Source organism: Cellulomonas rhizosphaerae, assembly GCF_003470205.1.
Taxonomy (GTDB): Bacteria; Actinomycetota; Actinomycetes; order Actinomycetales; family Cellulomonadaceae; genus Cellulomonas; species Cellulomonas rhizosphaerae.
This window is the reverse complement of record NZ_QWKP01000202.1, coordinates 1-18214: the sequence shown is the minus strand read 5'-3', so window position 1 is coordinate 18214 and position 18214 is coordinate 1. Positions and strand designations below refer to the sequence as shown.

20 protein-coding genes are annotated in these 18214 nt (G+C 73.0%); 7 read left to right on the top strand and 13 right to left on the bottom strand.

Going from position 1 to position 18214, the window contains the following annotated elements; all coding sequences use genetic code 11:
• The first annotated feature begins 209 nt into the window (after nucleotides 1-209).
• The 6 genes from sdhC to D1825_RS11420 all read left to right on the top strand — a co-directional run bounded on the left by sdhC (nucleotide 210) and on the right by D1825_RS11420 (nucleotide 5046).
• Nucleotides 210-614, top strand: coding sequence for a succinate dehydrogenase, cytochrome b556 subunit (gene sdhC, locus D1825_RS11445; RefSeq protein ID WP_118767554.1), 405 nt, complete (start codon nucleotides 210-212; stop codon nucleotides 612-614).
• On the top strand, nucleotides 614-1075 hold the full coding sequence (sdhD, locus tag D1825_RS11440; protein WP_118767553.1) for a succinate dehydrogenase, hydrophobic membrane anchor protein: 462 nt from the start codon (nucleotides 614-616) through the stop codon (nucleotides 1073-1075). The genes sdhC and sdhD overlap by 1 nt, the downstream gene beginning before the upstream one ends.
• A gap of 15 nt (nucleotides 1076-1090) precedes the next feature.
• Nucleotides 1091-2935: a succinate dehydrogenase flavoprotein subunit gene (sdhA, locus tag D1825_RS11435; RefSeq protein ID WP_118767552.1), complete on the top strand. Its 1845-nt coding sequence runs from the start codon at nucleotides 1091-1093 to the stop codon at nucleotides 2933-2935.
• Nucleotides 2935-3696, top strand: coding sequence for a succinate dehydrogenase iron-sulfur subunit (locus tag D1825_RS11430; protein ID WP_118767551.1), 762 nt, complete (start codon nucleotides 2935-2937; stop codon nucleotides 3694-3696). Before sdhA ends, D1825_RS11430 begins: the two co-directional genes overlap by 1 nt.
• Before the next feature lie 67 nt (nucleotides 3697-3763).
• On the top strand, nucleotides 3764-4291 hold the full coding sequence (locus tag D1825_RS11425; protein ID WP_118767550.1) for a DinB family protein: 528 nt from the start codon (nucleotides 3764-3766) through the stop codon (nucleotides 4289-4291).
• Entirely contained in the window at nucleotides 4288-5046 is a 759-nt protein-coding gene (locus D1825_RS11420) for a phosphotransferase (RefSeq protein ID WP_233549846.1), read from the top strand. Before D1825_RS11425 ends, D1825_RS11420 begins: the two co-directional genes overlap by 4 nt.
• 4 nt (nucleotides 5047-5050) lie before the next feature.
• Here D1825_RS11420 and D1825_RS11415 read toward each other — a convergent pair whose 3' ends face one another.
• Genes D1825_RS11415 through sigE form a run of 7 tightly spaced genes read right to left on the bottom strand, consistent with a single transcriptional unit; the run spans nucleotide 5051 to nucleotide 11122 of the window.
• Nucleotides 5051-5998: a YihY/virulence factor BrkB family protein gene (locus D1825_RS11415; RefSeq protein ID WP_118767548.1), complete on the bottom strand. Its 948-nt coding sequence runs from the start codon at nucleotides 5996-5998 to the stop codon at nucleotides 5051-5053.
• Between the two features lie 9 nt (nucleotides 5999-6007).
• A complete protein-coding gene (locus D1825_RS11410; RefSeq protein ID WP_118767547.1) occupies nucleotides 6008-6580 on the bottom strand; it encodes a 2'-5' RNA ligase family protein in 573 nt (190 codons plus the stop codon).
• The gene (gene trpS / locus D1825_RS11405) at nucleotides 6577-7617 is read right to left on the bottom strand and encodes a tryptophan--tRNA ligase (RefSeq protein ID WP_118767546.1); all 1041 of its coding nucleotides are present in this window, start codon (nucleotides 7615-7617) and stop codon (nucleotides 6577-6579) included. The genes D1825_RS11410 and trpS overlap by 4 nt, the downstream gene beginning before the upstream one ends.
• 54 nt (nucleotides 7618-7671) lie before the next feature.
• Nucleotides 7672-8016, bottom strand: coding sequence for a Sec-independent protein translocase family protein (locus D1825_RS11400; protein WP_233549845.1), 345 nt, complete (start codon nucleotides 8014-8016; stop codon nucleotides 7672-7674).
• A gap of 24 nt (nucleotides 8017-8040) precedes the next feature.
• The gene (locus tag D1825_RS11395; RefSeq protein WP_118767545.1) at nucleotides 8041-9579 is read right to left on the bottom strand and encodes a S1C family serine protease; all 1539 of its coding nucleotides are present in this window, start codon (nucleotides 9577-9579) and stop codon (nucleotides 8041-8043) included.
• The gene (locus D1825_RS11390) at nucleotides 9576-10544 is read right to left on the bottom strand and encodes a zf-HC2 domain-containing protein (protein ID WP_118767544.1); all 969 of its coding nucleotides are present in this window, start codon (nucleotides 10542-10544) and stop codon (nucleotides 9576-9578) included. The genes D1825_RS11395 and D1825_RS11390 overlap by 4 nt, the downstream gene beginning before the upstream one ends.
• Complete coding sequence (sigE, locus tag D1825_RS11385; RefSeq protein ID WP_118767543.1) at nucleotides 10541-11122, bottom strand: RNA polymerase sigma factor SigE; 582 nt, start codon at nucleotides 11120-11122, stop codon at nucleotides 10541-10543. Before sigE ends, D1825_RS11390 begins: the two co-directional genes overlap by 4 nt.
• Before the next feature lie 180 nt (nucleotides 11123-11302).
• Here sigE and D1825_RS11380 point away from each other — a divergent pair, with 180 nt between their 5' ends.
• Nucleotides 11303-11935 (top strand): O-methyltransferase, encoded by a 633-nt coding sequence (locus D1825_RS11380; RefSeq protein ID WP_118767569.1) that lies wholly within the window; start codon nucleotides 11303-11305, stop codon nucleotides 11933-11935.
• A gap of 83 nt (nucleotides 11936-12018) precedes the next feature.
• Here the strand turns inward: D1825_RS11380 and D1825_RS11375 are convergent, their stop codons facing one another.
• The 6 genes from D1825_RS11375 to dapE all read right to left on the bottom strand — a co-directional run bounded on the left by D1825_RS11375 (nucleotide 12019) and on the right by dapE (nucleotide 18104).
• Complete coding sequence (locus D1825_RS11375; protein ID WP_233549844.1) at nucleotides 12019-13560, bottom strand: leucyl aminopeptidase family protein; 1542 nt, start codon at nucleotides 13558-13560, stop codon at nucleotides 12019-12021.
• Nucleotides 13561-13640: 80 nt separating this feature from the next.
• Complete coding sequence (locus D1825_RS11370; protein ID WP_013772033.1) at nucleotides 13641-13808, bottom strand: DUF3117 domain-containing protein; 168 nt, start codon at nucleotides 13806-13808, stop codon at nucleotides 13641-13643.
• Nucleotides 13809-13952: 144 nt separating this feature from the next.
• Nucleotides 13953-15275 carry a hypothetical protein gene (locus D1825_RS11365; protein WP_233549843.1) on the bottom strand — a complete coding sequence of 441 codons (1323 nt, stop codon included), beginning with the start codon at nucleotides 15273-15275 and terminating at the stop codon, nucleotides 13953-13955.
• The gene (folP, locus tag D1825_RS11360) at nucleotides 15272-16186 is read right to left on the bottom strand and encodes a dihydropteroate synthase (protein WP_118767541.1); all 915 of its coding nucleotides are present in this window, start codon (nucleotides 16184-16186) and stop codon (nucleotides 15272-15274) included. Before folP ends, D1825_RS11365 begins: the two co-directional genes overlap by 4 nt.
• Complete coding sequence (locus tag D1825_RS11355) at nucleotides 16183-17001, bottom strand: LOG family protein (RefSeq protein ID WP_118767540.1); 819 nt, start codon at nucleotides 16999-17001, stop codon at nucleotides 16183-16185. The genes folP and D1825_RS11355 overlap by 4 nt, the downstream gene beginning before the upstream one ends.
• A 29-nt stretch (nucleotides 17002-17030) precedes the next feature.
• On the bottom strand, nucleotides 17031-18104 hold the full coding sequence (gene dapE / locus D1825_RS11350) for a succinyl-diaminopimelate desuccinylase (RefSeq protein ID WP_118767539.1): 1074 nt from the start codon (nucleotides 18102-18104) through the stop codon (nucleotides 17031-17033).
• Nucleotides 18105-18214: the final 110 nt, after the last annotated feature.

Below are 18214 nucleotides of genomic sequence, written 5' to 3'. Positions count from 1 at the left end.
GGTGCCCGCTACCCCTCGCGCCACCGCCTCGACCGGAGGTACCAGGAGGTTCCATCTCGGAGTGTGGACTTCCTCACAGCGCGGGACCAAAGGCCCATGCGGACGCGGCGCGTCAGGAAGGTGTCGATACAGTGAGCGGGACAGACACGTGCACGACGAGGCCGTCGGGGCGCGTGGCTCTACCCCTCACTCGCCAGGAGGCCCCCCAAGTGCCCGCAGCGCCCCCCGCGCCGCCGCGCAAAGCGCCGGTCGGAACCCTCTACCGAGGTCGCGAAGGCATGTGGTCGTGGGTCGCGCACCGCGTGACCGGCGTCGCGATCTTCTTCTTCCTCCTCGTGCACGTGCTCGACACGTCGCTCGTGCGCATCTCCCCCGAGGCGTACAACGACGTGATCGGCACGTACAAGAACCCGATCATGGGGCTCGGTGAGGCCGGCCTCGTCGCCGCCATCGTGTTCCACGCCTTCAACGGCATCCGGATCATCCTGGTCGACTTCTGGGCCAAGGGCCCGAAGTACCAGCGCGTGATGCTGTGGGTGGTGCTCGGCCTGTTCGTCCTGACGATGGCCGGCTTCCTGCCCCGTCACCTGATGCACGTCTTCGGAGGCGAGTGATGACCACCGTCGCCGACCCCAAGGCTCCGCGCCCCCCGCGCGCCAAGCCGAGCCGCCTGACCACGCGCGGCAACACCGAGCTGTACGGGTGGGTGTTCATGCGCGCGTCCGGCGTGATCCTGCTGGTGCTGATCTTCGGGCACCTGTTCGTGAACCTGGTCGCGGGCGAGGGCGTCAAGGCCATCGACTTCGGCTTCGTCGCCGGCAAGTGGGCCTCGCCGTTCTGGCAGGTCTGGGACCTGCTGATGCTCTGGCTCGCGATGATCCACGGCACCAACGGCGTGCGCACGATCGTCAACGACTACGCGGAGCGCCCCGGCACGCGCCTGGTTCTCAAGAGCCTGCTGTACCTGGCGTTCGTCATCACCGTCGTGCTCGGCACCCTCGTGATCTTCACGTTCGACCCGTGCCCCTCGGGCTCGCCGGCCGACCTGCTGCCGTCGTTCTGCACGGCTTCCTAAGGACTAAGGACAACGATGCAGATCCATCAGTACGACGTCGTCATCGTCGGTGCGGGCGGCGCCGGCATGCGCGCGGCGCTCGAGTCGTCGACCCGCGTCCGCACGGCCGTCATCTCCAAGCTCTACCCGACCCGGTCCCACACCGGCGCGGCGCAGGGTGGCATGTGCGCCGCCCTGGCCAACGTCGAGGAGGACAACTGGGAGTGGCACACGTTCGACACCGTCAAGGGCGGTGACTACCTGGTCGACCAGGACGCCGCCGAGGTCATGGCCAAGGAGGCCATCGACGCGGTGCTCGACCTGGAGAAGATGGGGCTGCCGTTCAACCGCACGCCCGAGGGCCGCATCGACCAGCGCCGGTTCGGTGGCCACACCCGCAACCACGGCGAGGCTGCCGTGCGCCGCTCCTGCTACGCCGCGGACCGCACCGGTCACATGATCCTGCAGACGCTGTACCAGCAGTGCGTGAAGAACGAGGTCGAGTTCTACAACGAGTTCTACGTCCTCGACCTGCTCGTCGACCACGACCTCGCCGCGGGCCACGTGCCCGAGGGCGAGGAGGTCACGGTCAGCGGCGTCGTCGCGTACGAGCTCGCCACGGGCGAGATCCACGTGTTCCGGGCCAAGTCCGTGGTCCTGGCCACCGGCGGCGCGGGCAAGATCTTCAAGACGACCTCCAACGCGCACACCCTCACCGGTGACGGCATGGCGCTGGCCTACCGCCGCGGCATCCCGCTGGAGGACATGGAGTTCTTCCAGTTCCACCCGACCGGCCTGGCCGGCCTGGGCATCCTGCTGTCCGAGGCCGCCCGCGGCGAGGGCGCCATCCTGCGCAACTCCGAGGGCGAGCGCTTCATGGAGCGCTACGCCCCGACGATCAAGGACCTGGCCCCCCGCGACATCGTCGCCCGGTCGATGGCCAACGAGGTCCGCGAGGGCCGCGGCGCGGGACCCAACAAGGACTACGTCCTGCTGGACCTGACGCACCTCGAGCCCGCGCACATCGACGCCAAGCTCCCGGACATCACCGAGTTCGCGCGCACCTACCTGGGCGTCGAGCCGTACACCGAGCCCGTGCCCGTCTACCCGACGGCGCACTACGCGATGGGCGGCGTCCCGACGAACATCGAGGCGCAGGTCCTGCGCAACGAGACCGACATCATCAACGGCCTGTTCGCGGCCGGCGAGGTCGCGTGCGTGAGCGTGCACGGCTCCAACCGCCTGGGCACCAACTCGCTGCTCGACATCAACGTGTTCGGCAAGCGTGCCGGGATCTCGGCCGCCGCCTACGCGGTCGGTGCCGAGTTCATCGAGCTCCCCGAGGACCCGTCCGCGAGCGTCGAGGCCGGCCTCGAGGTCATCCGGACCCGTCCCGACGGCGAGCGCGTGGCGGACATCCGCAAGGCGCTGCAGGAGTCGATGGACCTCAACGCTCAGGTGTTCCGCACCAAGGAGTCGCTGACGCAGGCGCTCGAGGACATCAAGACGCTGCGCACGCGGTACCTGTCGGTCTCGGTGCAGGACAAGAGCCGCACGTTCAACACCGACCTCCTCGAGGCCGTCGAGCTCGGCTTCCTCATCGACATCGCGGAGACCGTCGTCGTCGGCGCCCTGAACCGTGAGGAGTCCCGCGGCGGTCATTTCCGCGAGGACTTCCCGAAGCGCGACGACGAGGGCTTCATGAAGCACACGATGGCCTACCGCCGCCCCCTGCACGTCGAGGGCGCGGACGACGCGAGCGTCGACGGCGACCAGGACGGCCGCTTCGCCTACACCGAGGTCTTCGACGACTACCAGCTGGTGCTGGGGTCGAAGCCCGTCACGATGACCCGCTACCAGCCGATGGAGCGTAAGTACTGATGACTGCCGTTCTCGACGCCCCCGAGCAGGTCGGCGCGATCCCGTCGTTCACCGTGACGCTGCGCGTGATGCGGTACCTGCCCGGAGATGACGGAGTCACGCCCGTCGCCCACTGGGACGAGTTCCAGGTCCTGTGCCACGGCACGGACCGCGTGCTCGACGCGCTGCACAAGGTCAAGTGGGAGCAGGACGGCTCGCTGACGTTCCGCCGCTCGTGCGCGCACGGCGTGTGCGGCTCGGACGCGATGCGCATCAACGGCCGCAACCGCCTGGCGTGCAAGACGCTGCTCAAGGACCTCGACCCGTCCAAGCCGATCACCGTCGAGCCCATCAAGGGCCTGCCGGTGATCAAGGACCTCGTGGTCGACATGGAGCCGTTCTTCGCGAGCTACCGCGAGATCATGCCGTTCCTCATCACGACGGGGAACGAGCCGACCAAGGAGCGCCTGCAGTCCGCCGAGCAGCGCGAGCGGTTCGACGACACCACCAAGTGCATCCTGTGCGCGGCGTGCACCTCGTCGTGCCCGGTGTTCTGGACCGACGGCCAGTACTTCGGCCCGGCCGCGATCGTCAACGCGCACCGCTTCATCTTCGACAGCCGCGACGAGGGTGGCGCTCAGCGCCTCGAGATCCTCAACGACAAGGAGGGCGTGTGGCGCTGCCGCACCACCTTCAACTGCACCGAGGCCTGCCCCCGAGGCATCGAGGTCACCAAGGCGATCCAGGAGGTCAAGCGCGCGATGATCACCCGCGCGTTCTGACGCCTCTCGACGACGGCCCCGGGAAACCCCGGGGCCTTTGTCGTACCCGGCCCCTAGGGTTCGGGGCATGGTCGAGCGCGCGGTGCTGCCCCTGGTCCTGTCCGGGTACGACGACGCCTGGCATCGCCTGGACGCGCGCCTCGCGGGCCTGTCGGACGACGAGTACCTGTGGGAGCCGGTCGGCGGCGCCTGGACGGTCCGTGCGGCCGACGAGGGCTGGCTGGTGGACTGGGAGGACCCGGAGCCCGACCCCGCGCCCGTCACGACGATCGCGTGGCGGCTGTGGCACCTGGGCAGCGACTGCCTCGCCGACTACCTGCGCGCCTCCGACGTGCCCCGCCCCGTCGCGGTGACGGGGCGCGCCTGGCACGGCACCGCGGCGCCCGCGTTGGCCGACCTGCGCGCCGCGGCGGCCGCCTTCCGCGCGACGATGGCCGCGCTCGGCGAGAACGGGATCTGGGCGCCGATGGGTCCCGACTGGGGTCCGTTCGGCGAGGAGCCGTGGGCCGCGCTCGTGGTGCACGCGACCGACGAGCTCGCGCACCACGGCGCCGAGATCGCGCTGCTGCGGGACCTGTACCGGTGGCGCGCGTGAGCGACGGTCCCGACGAGGTCGTGCTGCCCGGCGGGAACGTCGGCGGTGCGGTCCTCGTCGGCGACACCGTCCGCCGCCCCACCGGCCCGTGGACCCCGGCCGTGCACGAGCTGCTCGACTTCCTCGCGGCAGCAGGACTCCCCCACGTCCCGCGCGCGCTCGGGTTCGACGAGCGCGGCCGCGAGGTCCTCACCTACCTGCCCGGCGACGTCGTCCCGATCGGCGAGCGGGCGCTCACCGACGCGCAGCTGACCTCCGCCGCGGCCTGGCTGCGCGAGTACCACCGCGTCGTCGCGGGCTTCCCGCGGGGCAGCCGCCGCTGGCGTTTCGTCGAGCGCGCGCTCGGTCCCGGGGAGATCGTCTGCCACCACGACACCGCGATGTACAACATGGCGTTCGACGGCGACGAGCTCGCGGGCGTCTTCGACTGGGACGTCGCCGGCCCGGGCGTGCCGATCGACGACGTCGCGATCCTGGCCTGGAACTCACCCCTGCTGCACCCCGCCGCGGGCCCGGCCGAGGTCGCCCACGGGCTGCGGGTCATCGCGGACGGATACGGGGGGCTGGAACCCGTCGCGATCCTCGACCACGTGTTCGCGCGGATGACCGCCGCGGCCGACCGCATCGAGGCCGGTCAGCGCGCGGGCGACGCGGGGATGCTGCGGCTCGGCGAGATCGGGGAGCCGGCGAACACCCGGTCGCGGCTCGCGGTCCTGGCGCCCCGCCGCGACGTGATCGCCCGCGCGCTGGGGTAGGCGCTCAGTCCTTCGCGGGCGCCTGCGGGTTCGCGACCCACGCCGATGCGAGCAGCACGATGCGCGAGATCAGGTTGACCCAGATGAGCAGCGTGACGATCACGGCCACGGACGTGAACAGCGGGTTCTTGCCGACGCTGCCGGCCACGACCGTCGTCCCCAGGAACCGGACGACCCCGATGCCCACGCCCGCGATCACGGCCCCCCAGAGCAGGTCGCGCCGCGGCGGGTTCTCGCCGGCGAGCAGCCGGACGATGAGCACGAACGTCGCGGCGTCGATGACGAGCGCGACGAGGATCCCGACGATCCGCAGCGTCACGCCGCTCGCGTCGCCCCACCCGAGCGCCGACAGCAGCCACTGCGCGGCCGACCCGACGGCCGTGGTGAGGATCGCGGCGAGCAGGACCGCGAACGCGAGGCCGGCGAGCCCGCCGAGCTGGCGCAGCTTGCCGGTGATCGCGTTGCCGCCACCCTCCTCCGCGAACATGGCCCGCACGCCCGTGCGCAGCGCGGCCGTCGCGGACAGCGCCGAGAGGAGCAGGACGACGACGGCGATGATGCCGGTGGTGGTGAGGCCACCACTGAGCTTGAGCGACTCCGGGTCGATCATGCCCTGGTTGGAGCCGGTGTCGATGAGACCCGGCAGGTTGTCGTTGATCGCGTCGAGGACGCTCTGCCGCAGCTTCTCGTTGTTGCCGAGCACGGCCATGAAGATCGTGTACCCGATGGTCAGCGCGGCGAACACCGAGAACAGCGCGGCGTAGGCGATGCCACCGGTCAGGACGCCGCCGCCGCGCTCGCCGAACCGCGCGTTGGCCCGGGCGGGGCGGGTGGCGTTCCACCAGGCCAGCAACGCCTTGGCGCGACCGACGAGCGAGGTGCCGGACGGCGGCGTGGAGTCGTCGGCCGGTGCCGCTGCGTGCGCACGACCTGCGCCGACGGGTTCGCTCATGGGCCGACCCTAGGCGCGGCGCAGCGCCTCGGCATCCGCACCGACGCCGGTCAGGGCGTGCGTCCGCACCACGCGCCACACGCCGTCGTCGGCGAGCTCGTAGCAGTCGAACGAGTCGACCCGGAAGGTCGCGTCGAACGAGGTCAGCTCGTCGATGGCCTCGTCGAGCGCGGCGTCCTCGAGCTCGTGGGCCACCGTGACGTGCGGGTGGTAGTGGAACCGCAGGTCCTGCTCGAGCGGGCCGGTGCGCGTGTCGAGCTCGAGCACCTCGCACGCGGAGATACCGTCCGCGACCTGAACGAACGCGACCTGGGAGACCGGCCGGAACGTGCCGGTCCCCCGCAGGCGCACCGTGAACGGCGCGTGCTGCGCGGCCACCGCGTCGAGGTGCGCGGCCACGGCGGGCCGGTCCCCGGGCGAGACCGCCGTCGGCCCGATGATCGTGATGTGCGGGGGGATGAACGCCGCCATCGGGTCGCCGAACCGCGCTCGCGCGGCCTGCAGCTCCGAGCCGTGCGGCTCGGGGACCGTGATCGCGATCCCGAGGAGCGACTGGTCGCCGGATCGCTCCGGCAGCCTCATGCGCCGACTCGCACGCGTGGCCGACGCGCCAGCAGGCCCGTGCGCTCGTACAGCCGGTCGAGGGTCACCGCGGCGATGTCGCGCGCCTTGTCGGCGCCGGCCGCGAGGATCTCGTCGAGCGACGCGGGGTCCGCGAGGTAGCCGTGCACGCGCTCCTGGTACGGCGTGACCCAGTCGACGACGACGCCCGCGAGCTCGACCTTGAGGTCGCCGTAGCCGCGCCCCTCGAACGAGGCCTCGAGCTCGGGGATCGACCGGCCGGTCAGGGCCGAGTAGATGGTCAGCAGGTTGGAGATGCCTGCCTTGTTCACCGGGTCGAACCGGATCTCGCGCTCGGTGTCGGTCACGGCCGACCGGATGCGCTTGGCGATGACCTTGGGGTCGTCGAGCAGCTCGATGAGCCCATTCGGCGACGCCGCCGACTTGCTCATCTTGGCCGTCGGGTCCTGCAGGTCGTAGATCTTCGCGGTCGACTTCACGATGTGCGGCTCGGGGACGACGACCGTGCCCGCGCCGAAGCGCGTGTTGAGCCGCTGCGCGAGGTCGCGGGTGAGCTCGAGGTGCTGACGCTGGTCCTCGCCCACGGGCACGAGGTTGGTGTCGTACAGCAGGATGTCCGCCGCCATGAGCACCGGGTACGTGAAGAGCCCGACCGTGGTGCCCTCGGACCCCTGCTTGCCGGACTTGTCCTTGAACTGCGTCATCCGGCCGGCCTCGCCGAACCCGGTGTGGCAGGACAGCAGCCACGCGAGCTCGGCGTGCTCGGGCACGTGGGACTGGACGAACAGCAGGCTGCGCTCGGGGTCGACCCCGGCGGCGAGGTACTGCGCGGCCGTGCGGCGGGTGCGATCACGCAGCACCGCGGGGTCGGGCGAGACGGTCAGCGCGTGGAGGTCGACGACGCAGTAGATCGCCTCGTTGCCCTCCTGCAGCGCCACCCACTGCGTCAGCGCGCCGAGGTAGTTGCCGAGCTGGAGGGAGTCCGACGTGGGCTGCATCCCGGAGAAGATGCGCGACGAGGAGGGGCTCAAAGCCATTCGACCATTCTGTCAGTGGGGAGGTGTGCGAAACGCTTCGGGGTCCGACGAGGCTCAGGTGGCCTCGTCGTCGAACGGTGCCGCACCGCCGACGGGGGCCGAGACCGCGCCCACCCGGGCGACCGCCGGGACCTGGCGCGCGTCCGGCTCGAGCAACGCGTCGCGCACGATCCGGCGGGGGTCGTAGCGGCGCGGGTCCAGCGTGGTCCAGTCGAGGTCGATGGCGTCGTCGCCCATCTCCGTGTCGATCCGGCCCTTGGCGTCCTTCATCCAGACGCGCGCCTTGCGCACCAGCGCGCCCAGCTGCTCGGCGTAGCCGGGCAGTCGCTGGGGGCCGATGACGATGGCCGCGACGAGCAGGAGTATGAGGAACTCCCCGCCGTTGATGTCGAACAACACCGGCTCAGGCTACCCCTCGCGGGCTCAGTCCCCGGCCTCGTCCAGCGTGACCCGGACGGTGCGCTGGGCGTCGCCGGTCCGCACCGAGAGCTCGATGACGTCCCCGGGCTCGTGGGCGCGGATCGCGACGATGAGCTCGTCGGGATCCGTGACCGGACGACCGTCGATCGCGAGGATCACGTCGCCCGCTCGGATGCCCGCACGGTCCGCCGGACCGTCCGCTGTGACCGGGCCGGTGCCGTTCTGGCCCTCGGTGGCGACCTTGACGCCCTCGCCCACGTAGCTCTGGTCGAGCAGCACGCCGACGATCGGGTACGTGGCGTGGCCGGTCTCGATGAGCTGCTCGGCGGTGCGGCGCGCCTGGTTCGACGGGATCGCGAAGCCGAGGCCGATGCTGCCGGCCACGCTGCCCGTGCCGCCCGGCGGCTGGGCGATGGCCGAGTTGATGCCGATGACCTCGCCCGCCATGTCGACGAGCGGCCCCCCGGAGTTGCCCGGGTTGATCGCGGCGTCGGTCTGGATCGCGTTGATGAAGGCGGTGTCGCTCGCGTCGCCCGCGGAGACCGGGCGGTTGAGCGCGCTGATGATGCCTGTCGTCACGGTGCCGGCCAGGCCCAGGGGCGCGCCGATCGCGACGACGGGGTCGCCGACCGCGACGTCGGCCGAGTCGCCCAGGACGAGGGGCTCGAGGCCCTTCTCGTCGACCTTGATGACAGCCAGGTCGTAGTCGGAGGTGGCGCCGACGACGCGCGCCGCGCGCTCGTGCCCGTCCGAGAACGTGACCGTGAGCGCGTCGTCGCCCGCGGCGCCCGCCACCACGTGGTTGTTGGTCAGCAGGTAGCCGTCCTCGCGCAGCACGAAGCCGGATCCGGTGGACGTGCCGTCGGCGCCGATCGCCTGGATCGAGACCACGGACGGCAGGACGCTCTCAGCGATGCCCGCGACCGAGTCCGGCGCTCGCGACGGAGCGTCGGCGCCCGCCTCGTCGGTGTGCGCGGGCAGGTCGGCCGAGGCGAGGTGGTCGTCGTGCGTGAGGTTCGCGCCGAGGATTCCGCCGAGCAGGCCCGCGAGCATCGCCAGGACGAGCATCGGGACCACCCACGCGACGGACAGCGAGCGCCGACGCTTGCGCACGCGCACGACCTTCATGGGCGCGCCAGCAGGCGGCGCACCGGGCGGCCAGGCCTGCGAGGTCGAGTCGGTCGGCAGACCGAACGGCGTGCCGTCGTAGCCGCGCACGGGCTGCGCGGTGTGGGGGCTCTGCGCCGGCGGCGCGACGGACTGCTGGGCGGCGAGCGACCACGGCCCGGGCTGGGCGGGCTGCTGCGCGCCTGGCCACTGCGGCGGGGCCGTCGGCTCGGCTGCGGGCGGCACGGGCGACGCCTGCGGCGACGGCGACGGCTGCGGGACGGGCTGCGTCACGGCGGGGGCGGCGGTGGGCTCAGCCGCCGCGGGATCGGGGGCCGTGGGGCTCGCCGGGATCGGACGAGCACCGCTCGGGGACGCGAACAGGGGCGGCGTCGGCTCCGGCTGGGTGCCGGGCCGCTCGTCGGGCGTCGTCATGGCTGGTCGAACACTCCTGTCACGGTGGACCATCCGCGCGAGATGCGCGCCGGCACGCCGTCGTCGAACGCCCCGCCCGGGAAGCCTGCCACGAGTTCGGTCACTCCGTCGGACTGCTGGGCCGCGACGACCTGGACCACGGTCGCACCGGACTGCCAGACCACGTGCCACGGCTCGCGCGAGAGCAGCGCGACGTCGCGGCCGTCGAGCGTGACCTGCTCGGCGCCGACGAGTCGCGCGGTGTCGAGCCGGCCCGCCTGCTCGGTCACCACGACCGGCCCGGCGGGGCTCGTCACGTCGACCTCGACCGCGCCCTCGTCGGTGTACCGCACGTCCGTGACGTCCCAGCCGGCGGGCAGCTCGGCGGGGAACGGCCAGCCGTTGCTCGCGAGCCAGCTCTCGGGCTCGTCGTCGTCGCTCACCGTCTGGATCTCGTCGGAGACCGGCTGCGCGGTGGCGTGGCCCAGGAGCTCGAGGTCGGCGCTCAGCTGCCCCTCGGGTGCCATCGCGGGCCGCTCGCCCAGCACGAAGAGCATCACGGCGACCGCACCCATGCCGGCGACGGACCCGACCACGAGGCGCGAGGTCACGCGACGCATCGGGACCTCGCCGCACAGAGCCGCACCCGTCTGCGCGTCCCAGACGCGCCGCGCGCGCCCCCGGTGCAGGCCGTAGGAGGCGACGTCGTGGCTGGTCCGGCGCGGCGGCGGCGCGAACGGGTCGGTCGATCGGGGCGCGACGGCGGGCGGCTGCATGGGCGCGAGCGAGAGCAGCCGCGCCGCGAAGTCGGCGTCGGGCGAGACGTCGTCGGTCGCCGAGGCGAGCGCGGCGCGTGCGGCGCGGGCGGCGGACAGCTCGGCCGCACACTCCGGGCAGCCGGCGACGTGCGCGAGCGCGCGCTCGGTCGCGGCGGGCGTGAGCTGCCCGTCGACGAGGGCGCTGATCCGCGAGCCGAGGTGGCTCACGCCCAGACCTCGTCGGCGGCCTGCTCGGCGGGTGCGTGCTGGGCGCTCGGCGCCCGGTGCTCGAGGGAGACGCGCAGCCGCGCGCGGGCGCGGTGGATGCGCGAGCGCACGGTGCCCAGCTTGATGTTGAGCGTCACGGCGATCTCCTCGTAGGAGAGCCCCTCGATGTCGCACAGCACGACGGCGGCGCGGTACTCCGGCGGCAGCTCGTCGAGCGCGCGCTGGATGTCGTGGTCGAGGTTGCCGTGCTCGAACGCCCGCTCGGGGGCCGCGAGCTGGTCCACGGACGGGTAGCGATCGGCCTCCTCGCCCATCGCGTCCATGCGGATGCGCTGGCGGCGGCGTGCCTGGTCCAGGAACAGGTTCGTGGTGATGCGGTGCATCCAGCCCTCGAACGTGCCGGGCTGGAACGTGTGCAACGAGCGGAAGACGCGGACGAAGGTCTCCTGCGTCAGGTCCTCGGCGTCGTGGCGGTTGCCGGTGAGCCGGTAGGCGAGCCGGTAGACGCGGGCAGAGTGCTCGCGCACGATCTGCTCCCACGACGGCGGCTGCCAGGCGGGCTGCACGGTGGACGGCACGGAACTCCTCGGGTGGTACGGGACCGACCATCAGTGTCCCAGAGGCTGACCTGATGCGTCGCATCCGGTGCAACGCCGGGCGCGCGCGAGAAGTTCCGCGTCCGTCGGGGAACCACCCACCGGGACTACGCTGGCCCCGCCCGCGTGGGCGGATCGACACGAACGGCACGGGAGGCCGCCATCTCCACCGACAAGGCCAGCAGCTGGGTCTACTGCGAGGAGTTCGTCCCTGAGGACGACGTCCTGCTGCGCGCCCGCGAGCGCGCCGGCCAGCTGGGCTGCACCCCCGTCCCCACCGGGACGGGTGCCGCACTGTCGGTGCTCGCGGCGACCGCCGGCGCTCGCGCGGTGGTCGAGGTCGGCACCGGAGCGGGCGTCTCGTCGCTCTACCTCCTGCGCGGCATGCCCGAGGACGGCGTCCTGACGACGATCGACCTCGAGGTCGAGCACCAGCGCGCCGCCAAGGAGGCGTTCACCGAGGCCGGCCTGCGCCCCGCGCGCACCCGCACGATCTCGGGCCGCGCGCTCGACGTGCTCCCACGCCTGACCGACGGCGTGTACGACCTGGTCTTCGTGGACGGCGACAAGGAGAGCGCCGCCGCCTACGTCGAGCAGGCGGTCCGCCTGCTGCGCTCGGGCGGCGTGCTGGCCGTGGCCGGCGCCCTGTGGCACGACCGCGTCGCCGACCCCGCGCGCCGCGACGAGACGACGACCGCCGTCCGCGAGCTGGGCCGCACGGTCCGGGCCGACGAGCGGCTCCTGCCCGCCCTGCTGCCCACGGGGGACGGGCTCCTGGTCGCCGTCAAGCGCTGAGCCTGCGGCGCCTGCCGTTGCAGCCTTCGTTGCACGGTCGCTGCAACGATCCCTGCAGCGACGGGGATCGGCGCAACCGGGGATCAGCGCAGGTCGGCCAGGTAGCGCAGCAGGAGCCGGGCGCCGAAGCCGGTGGCACCCTCGGTCACCTCGTGCTTGTCCGAGGCGGATCGCGCCGGGCCGGCGATGTCGAGGTGGGCCCACGCACGTTGCCCGACGAAGTGCCGCAGGAACAGGGCCGCGGTGATCGAGCCGCCACCGATGTGCTTGTCGCTCGGCACGTGCCGCAGGTCGGCCACGTCGGAACGGACCGCCTCCTCGTACTCGTCGACTAGGGGCATCCACCAGGCCAGCTCGCCCGAGGCCTCCCCCGCGGAGGACAGCGCGCCGACGAGTCGCTCGTCGGTGCCGTAGAGCGCTGCGTGCTTCTTGCCGAGGCCCACGCTCGCGGCGCCCGTGAGCGTCGCGATGTCGATGAGGACGTCCGGGGCGAGCTCGGCGTCCGCCCACGCGAGCGCGTCGGCCAGCACGATGCGGCCCTCGGCGTCGGTGTTGGCGATCTCGACGGTGGTGCCGCCGAAGAGCCGCAGCACGTCGCCGGGCCGGTAGGACGCACCGCCGAAGTGGTTCTCAGCCAACGGCATCACGGCCGTCACGGTGTGCTGGACCCCCGCCTCGGCGGCACCGAGCACGGTGGCGAGCGCGACCGCGGCGCCGGTCATGTCGGTCTTCATCGGCACCATCGCCTCGCGCGGCTTGATGCTCAGGCCGCCCGTGTCGAAGGTGATGCCCTTGCCGACGATCACGACGTGCTTGCCCGGGCTCGCGCCCGCGGGCGTGTACGTCACGGTGACGAGACGCGGTGCCGAGGCCGAGCCCGAGCCGACCGCGAGGATCCCGCCGAAGCCCTGGGCCGCCAGCTCGCGCGTGCCGCGGACCTCGACGGCCAGGGAGGCGCGGCCGGCCAGGCGCTTGGCCTGCTCGGTGAACCACGCGGGGGTCTTGGTGCTCGCCGGCGTGGTCGCCAGGTCGCGCACGAGCCAGGTGGCGTGCGCCGCCGTGCGCGCGGCAGCGACCGCGGCGACCGCGCGTGTGCCGTCGCGGCCCAGCAGGACCAGCTCGGCGGCACTCCGGGGCTTGGTGCTCGCGGCGGTCGGCGGTGCGTAGGCCGCCAGGAGGTAGCCCTCGACGAACGCGCGGGCGGCCTCGGCCGACTGCGAGGCGGACTGGCGCGGCTGCACGCCGGCCGTCGTCAGGACGCGAGCGAGCCCGCGGGTCGCGCGGGCGAGCGCGGCGCCCGCACGGCGCAGGTCCGTGGGGGTGTGCTGCCCGACTCCGAGCAGCACGATGCGGGGCGGCAGGCCCGCCCAGGGCAGCGAGACGGCCGACCCGACGGCCCGCGGGAGCTGCAGGACGTACGACTCCCCCGCAGCACCCGTCAGACCGATCCGGTCGGCGATCTCGGCCAGGTCGATCCCGTAGCGGACGGCAGCCTGCGCGGCGCCCTCACCGGGCTGCGCCCCGTGGTCGCCCTCGACCCCGGGCAGCAGCGGGATGGCGACGGCGTCGATCGTGCCGTCGGTCAGCTCCGTGCTGTCGTCGAGCGTGCCGCCCGAGAGCGTCACGTCCGGCGGGGTTCGGCCGATGGGCGTCCGGGGAGATCTCCCCGGACGTGCCCCGCCGTCCGCGCGTGCCATCCGACTCGTCAGGAGACGACGGAGGTGAGTGCCTCGCCCAGCTCGGCGGCCTCGGTCGCGTTGAGCTCGACCACCAGCCGTCCACCGCCCTCGAGCGGAACGCGCATCACGATGCCACGCCCCTCCTTGGTCACCTCGAGCGGTCCGTCACCGGTCCTCGGCTTCATCGCGGCCATGCGGGGCATCTCCTTCGCCTCGTGCGTCCAGAGCGGGCCGTCCGGAGCGCGTTCTCACGCGCACCACCTGCGGCCCAGCTGCCGGTTGTCCGTGGACCATCCTAGTTCACAGGACGGACACGACACTTCGCGTACCGGTCACGATCACGGCGGCCACCCGGTCGGCCCAGCCAGGCGCCACATGTCCCAGACCCAGACGACCTGCAGGTAGAGCATCGCGACGACCACGAGCCCGAACCAGAGCTGACGCGACCGGGCGGGCCGGGTGACCACCCCGGCCGTGACCGCAGCGAGGGGGAACGCGAGGAGCAGAAACCGGGCCAGGCTGCTGCTCGGCTCGACGGCGCCCGCGATGTAGAGCAGGTACGCGGCCGGCCAGACGTGCAGCTCGTTGCCGAGGCGCCACGCGGCGGGGACGACGAGGACCGCGATGATCAGCGCGAACGAGCCCAGCAGCACCCACGGCGCCAGGTCGCCGAACCAGAACCGCGAGACGTAGCCCCAGGACTCGAAGGGCACGACCTCGCGCACGCCGCGCCACGTGGCCTGCGTCTGCAGGTAGGCGTCGCGCTCACCCGTGACCCAGCCGCAGATCAGGGGCCACGCGACGCCCGAGATCCCCGCGGCGACGGCCAGCGCACCGAGGGCGCCCACGTCGCGCCCGGTCAGCCGGTCCGTGCCGGCACGGCTCGCTCGCCACCGCACCAGCGCGTGCACGACGATGACGACGGCCATCGGCAGCGCGACGGCACGCGTGAAGCCGAGCGCGAGGACGACGACCGCCATCTCCAGGTAGTGCCGCCGCACGAGCATGAGCAACGCGGTGGCGATCAGCAGGAGCGCGAGCGACTCGGTGTAGCCGATCTGCAGCACGACGGACGTGGGGAAGACGCTGACCAGCGCGACCGTCGCGAGCGGGAGCCCGGGCCGGGCCGCGACGGCCCGCGGTGCGCCGACGACGACGAGGCGGTGGATGACGACCATCGCGACGGCTCCGAGCAGCAGCGCGAGGATCGGCGCGACGACGAAGAACTCCTGGCCGGTGAGGGTCATCAGCAGCCGGACCAGCATCGGGAACAGCGGGAAGAACGCCCAGACGTTCTGCTGGACCAGGCCGTCCTCGCCGCGCGGCAGCGTGGACGGGTAGCCGTTCTCGGCGACCTGGCGGTACCAGTCCGCGTCCCAGAACTTCCCGACGAATTCCAGGTAGGACGGCTGCGCGCCGCTCCAGTAGTTCGCCTCCTGGTGCTGGGCGGTGGCGATCAGGACGATCGCGCTGAACAGCCGCGCGACGGCGTAGACCGCGAGCGCCTGCGCCCACCACGGCCAGGCGCGGGGGTCCCAGGCGGGCAGGACGCGCGCGGGAGCCTCGTCGGAGGCGACCTGGGCAGAGTCGCCCGCGGCGGCGTCGACCGGAGAAGCGTCGACCTCGGCCGGCGTCGCGGGGCTCGTCGGCTGCTCGCTCATGCCAGCCCGCGCACCGCGTGGGCCGGAGCGCGGTCGCCCCGGATCGCCGCGACCATGTCCAGGGTGCGCCGCGTCGAGCGCACGTCGTGCACGCGGAACACCCGCGCGCCGAGCCACGCCGCGACCGACGTCGCGGCGAGCGTCCCCTCGAGCCGCTCGTCGGGCGGGAGGTCGAGCGTCTCGCCCACGAAGTCCTTGCGTGACAGCGCCATGAGCACAGGATGGCCGAGGGCGGCCAGCGCCTGGGTGCGGCGCACGAGGTGCAGCGAGTGCCACGTGTTCTTGCCGAAGTCGTGGGTCGGGTCGACGAGCACGCTCGCGGGGTCGATGCCCAACGCGACCGCGCGCGCGGCGCCCGCCGACACGGTCGCGACGACGTCCTCGACGACCCCGTCGAGCGGGTCCTCGCCCGCCGCGGGGTACGCGACCCGGAACGGGTCGGTGCGCGGTTCGGCGCCGCCGGTGTGCGAGCAGACGATGCCCAGCCCGCGCTCCGCTGCCACCTCGACCAGCCCGGGGTCGTGGCCGGCCCACGTGTCGTTGACCAGGTCGGCGCCCTCGTCGGCCGCCGCGCGGGCGACCTCGGACCGCCAGGTGTCCACGCTCACCAGCAGGTGCGGGTGCCGGGCCCGGACGCGTGCGACGAGCGGGACCACGCGGGCGATCTCCTCCTCGACCGTCACGACCGGGCCGCGCCCGGCCCGCACACCACCCAGGTCGACCATGTCCGCGCCCTCGTCGGCAGCGCGCGCGACGGCCTCGTCGGCCGCGGCGTCGTCCGCGTACCGTGCCGCGGCGTAGAACGAGTCCGGCGTGCGGTTGACCACGGCCATGACCACGGGGTGGTCCGGCCCGAACGTGCGGTCGCGCAGCCGCAGCGGGGCGCCCGGCGCGGGGACTGCCGCGGTCACGACTCCTGCTGTGCGGCCTGGTGCGCGGCCGCGGTCTCGCGCACGGCGCGCAGCTCGGCCGCACGCAGCTCGGCACCCCGCTCGACGACGATCGCGACGGCCTCCTCGGCGGTGTCGACCACCTGCAGCAGGTCGACGTCGGCCTCCGAGACCAGCCCGCGCTCGAGCACGGCCCCGCGCACCCAGTCGAGCAGGCCCCGCCAGTAGTCGCTCCCGATCAGCACGATGGGGAACTGGATGACCTTGTGGGTCTGGACGAGCGTCAGCGCCTCGAAGAGCTCGTCGAACGTGCCGAAGCCGCCGGGCATCACGACGAAGCCCTCGGAGTACTTGACGAACATCGTCTTGCGCGCGAAGAAGTACCGGAAGTTCACGCCGAGGTCGACGTAGTCGTTCATGCCCTGCTCGAAGGGCAGCTCGATGCCGAGCCCGACCGAGACGCCGCCAGCCTCCTTGGCGCCGCGGTTCGCGGCCTCCATGATCCCCGGGCCGCCCCCGGTGATGACTGCGTACCCCGCCCCGACCAGCCCGCGGGCGACCTCGATCGCCGCCGCGTAGTCCGGGTGCTCGGGCTTGGTGCGGGCCGAGCCGAACACGCTCACCGCGGGCCCGACCTCGGCGAGCGCGCCGAATCCCTCGACGAACTCGGACTGGATGCGCATGACCCGCCACGGGTCGCCGTGCAGCCAGTCCGCGCCGTCGTCGCCGCTCAGCAGGCGCTGGTCGGAGGTGGTGGCCGGGATCTGCCCGCCGCGCAGCAGCACCGGGCCCTTGCGATAGCCGTGCCCGGGGGCCGGCTGACCGTCGTCGCTCATGGCCCCGACTCTAGGTGCCTCGCCCGTGCTTACGCTGTCAACCAGGCGTGCTGGGCGCGGTAGGCCAGGTGGATCTGGTCCACCGGACACCTCTCGTCCACCTTGTGGGCCAGCAGCGGGTCGCCGGGGCCGAAGTTCACCGCGGGGACACCGAGCGCGGAGAAGCGGGCGACGTCGGTCCAGCCGAACTTGGGGGCGGGCGCTCCCCCGGTGATGCCGAGCACCGCGGCCGCGAACTCCTGCGCCGCGGGGGCGTCGAGGCCCGGGCGCGCGCCGGGCGCCGAGTCGGTGATGACCACGTCGTAGCCGTCGAACAGCTCGCGCACGTGCTCCTCGGCCTGCTCGGGCGTCGCCGAGGGCGCGAACCGGTAGTTGACCGTCACGACGCACCCGTCGGGGATGACGTTGGCGGCCGTGCCGCCCGAGACGAGGACCGCGTTGAGGCTCTCGCGGTAGTTCAGCCCGTCGATGGGCACCGTGCGCGGCTCGTAGGCCTCGAGGCGGCGCAGCACCTCGCCGGCGGCGTGGATCGCGTTGACGCCCATCCAGGCGCGCGCCGAGTGGGCCGCGACGCCGGCCAGCCGGACCTCGGCGCGCAGCGTGCCGTTGCACCCGCCCTCGAGCCCGCCGTTGGTCGGCTCGCCCAGCACGGCGAAGTCGGCCGCGAGCCAGTCGGGGTGGTTCGCGACGAGCCGACCGAGGCCGTTGAGGTCGGCGGCGACCTCCTCGTGGTCGTAGAACACCCAGGTGATGTCCCGCGTCGGGGCGTCCAGCGCGGCCGCGAGCGCGAGCTGCACCGCGACCCCGGCCTTCATGTCCACGGCCCCGCGGCCCCAGAGCACGCCGTCGACGAGCCGCGTCGGCAGGTTGTCCGCGATCGGGACGGTGTCGAGGTGACCGGCGATCACCACGCGCGAGGGCAGCCCGAGCGACGTCCGCGCGACGACCGCGTCGCCGTCCCGCAGCACCTCGAGGTGCGCGTACTCCCGCAGCGCCGCCTCGACGGCGTCGGCGATCGCGGCTTCGTCCCCGCTCTCGGAGCGGATGTCGCACAGCGCCCGCGTCAGCTCGATCAGGTCCCCGCCCAGCTCCAGTCGCGTCACGCCCCGACCCTAGCGGCCCCCGCCCCGCCCCCACCCCGGGCGCCCGCCGTGCTGCCGACCCGTCGAGAACGACCCCCGGGTGCGAGATCGACCCTCCCGGACGGTCGATC

Excerpts from the sequence above, each read along its gene's own strand:
- sdhD (WP_118767553.1), top strand. The coding sequence starts at position 614 with ATGACCACCGTCGCCGACCCCAAGGCTCCGCGCCCCCCGCGCGCCAAG.
- sdhA (WP_118767552.1), top strand. The coding sequence starts at position 1,091 with ATGCAGATCCATCAGTACGACGTCGTCATCGTCGGTGCGGGCGGCGCC.
- D1825_RS11430 (WP_118767551.1), top strand. The coding sequence starts at position 2,935 with ATGACTGCCGTTCTCGACGCCCCCGAGCAGGTCGGCGCGATCCCGTCG.
- D1825_RS11425 (WP_118767550.1), top strand. The coding sequence starts at position 3,764 with ATGGTCGAGCGCGCGGTGCTGCCCCTGGTCCTGTCCGGGTACGACGAC.
- D1825_RS11415 (WP_118767548.1), bottom strand. The coding sequence starts at position 5,998 with ATGAGCGAACCCGTCGGCGCAGGTCGTGCGCACGCAGCGGCACCGGCC.
- D1825_RS11410 (WP_118767547.1), bottom strand. The coding sequence starts at position 6,580 with ATGAGGCTGCCGGAGCGATCCGGCGACCAGTCGCTCCTCGGGATCGCG.
- trpS (WP_118767546.1), bottom strand. The coding sequence starts at position 7,617 with ATGGCTTTGAGCCCCTCCTCGTCGCGCATCTTCTCCGGGATGCAGCCC.
- D1825_RS11395 (WP_118767545.1), bottom strand. The coding sequence starts at position 9,579 with ATGACGACGCCCGACGAGCGGCCCGGCACCCAGCCGGAGCCGACGCCG.
- D1825_RS11370 (WP_013772033.1), bottom strand. The coding sequence starts at position 13,808 with ATGGCCGCGATGAAGCCGAGGACCGGTGACGGACCGCTCGAGGTGACC.
- D1825_RS11365 (WP_233549843.1), bottom strand. The coding sequence starts at position 15,275 with ATGAGCGAGCAGCCGACGAGCCCCGCGACGCCGGCCGAGGTCGACGCT.
- D1825_RS11355 (WP_118767540.1), bottom strand. The coding sequence starts at position 17,001 with ATGAGCGACGACGGTCAGCCGGCCCCCGGGCACGGCTATCGCAAGGGC.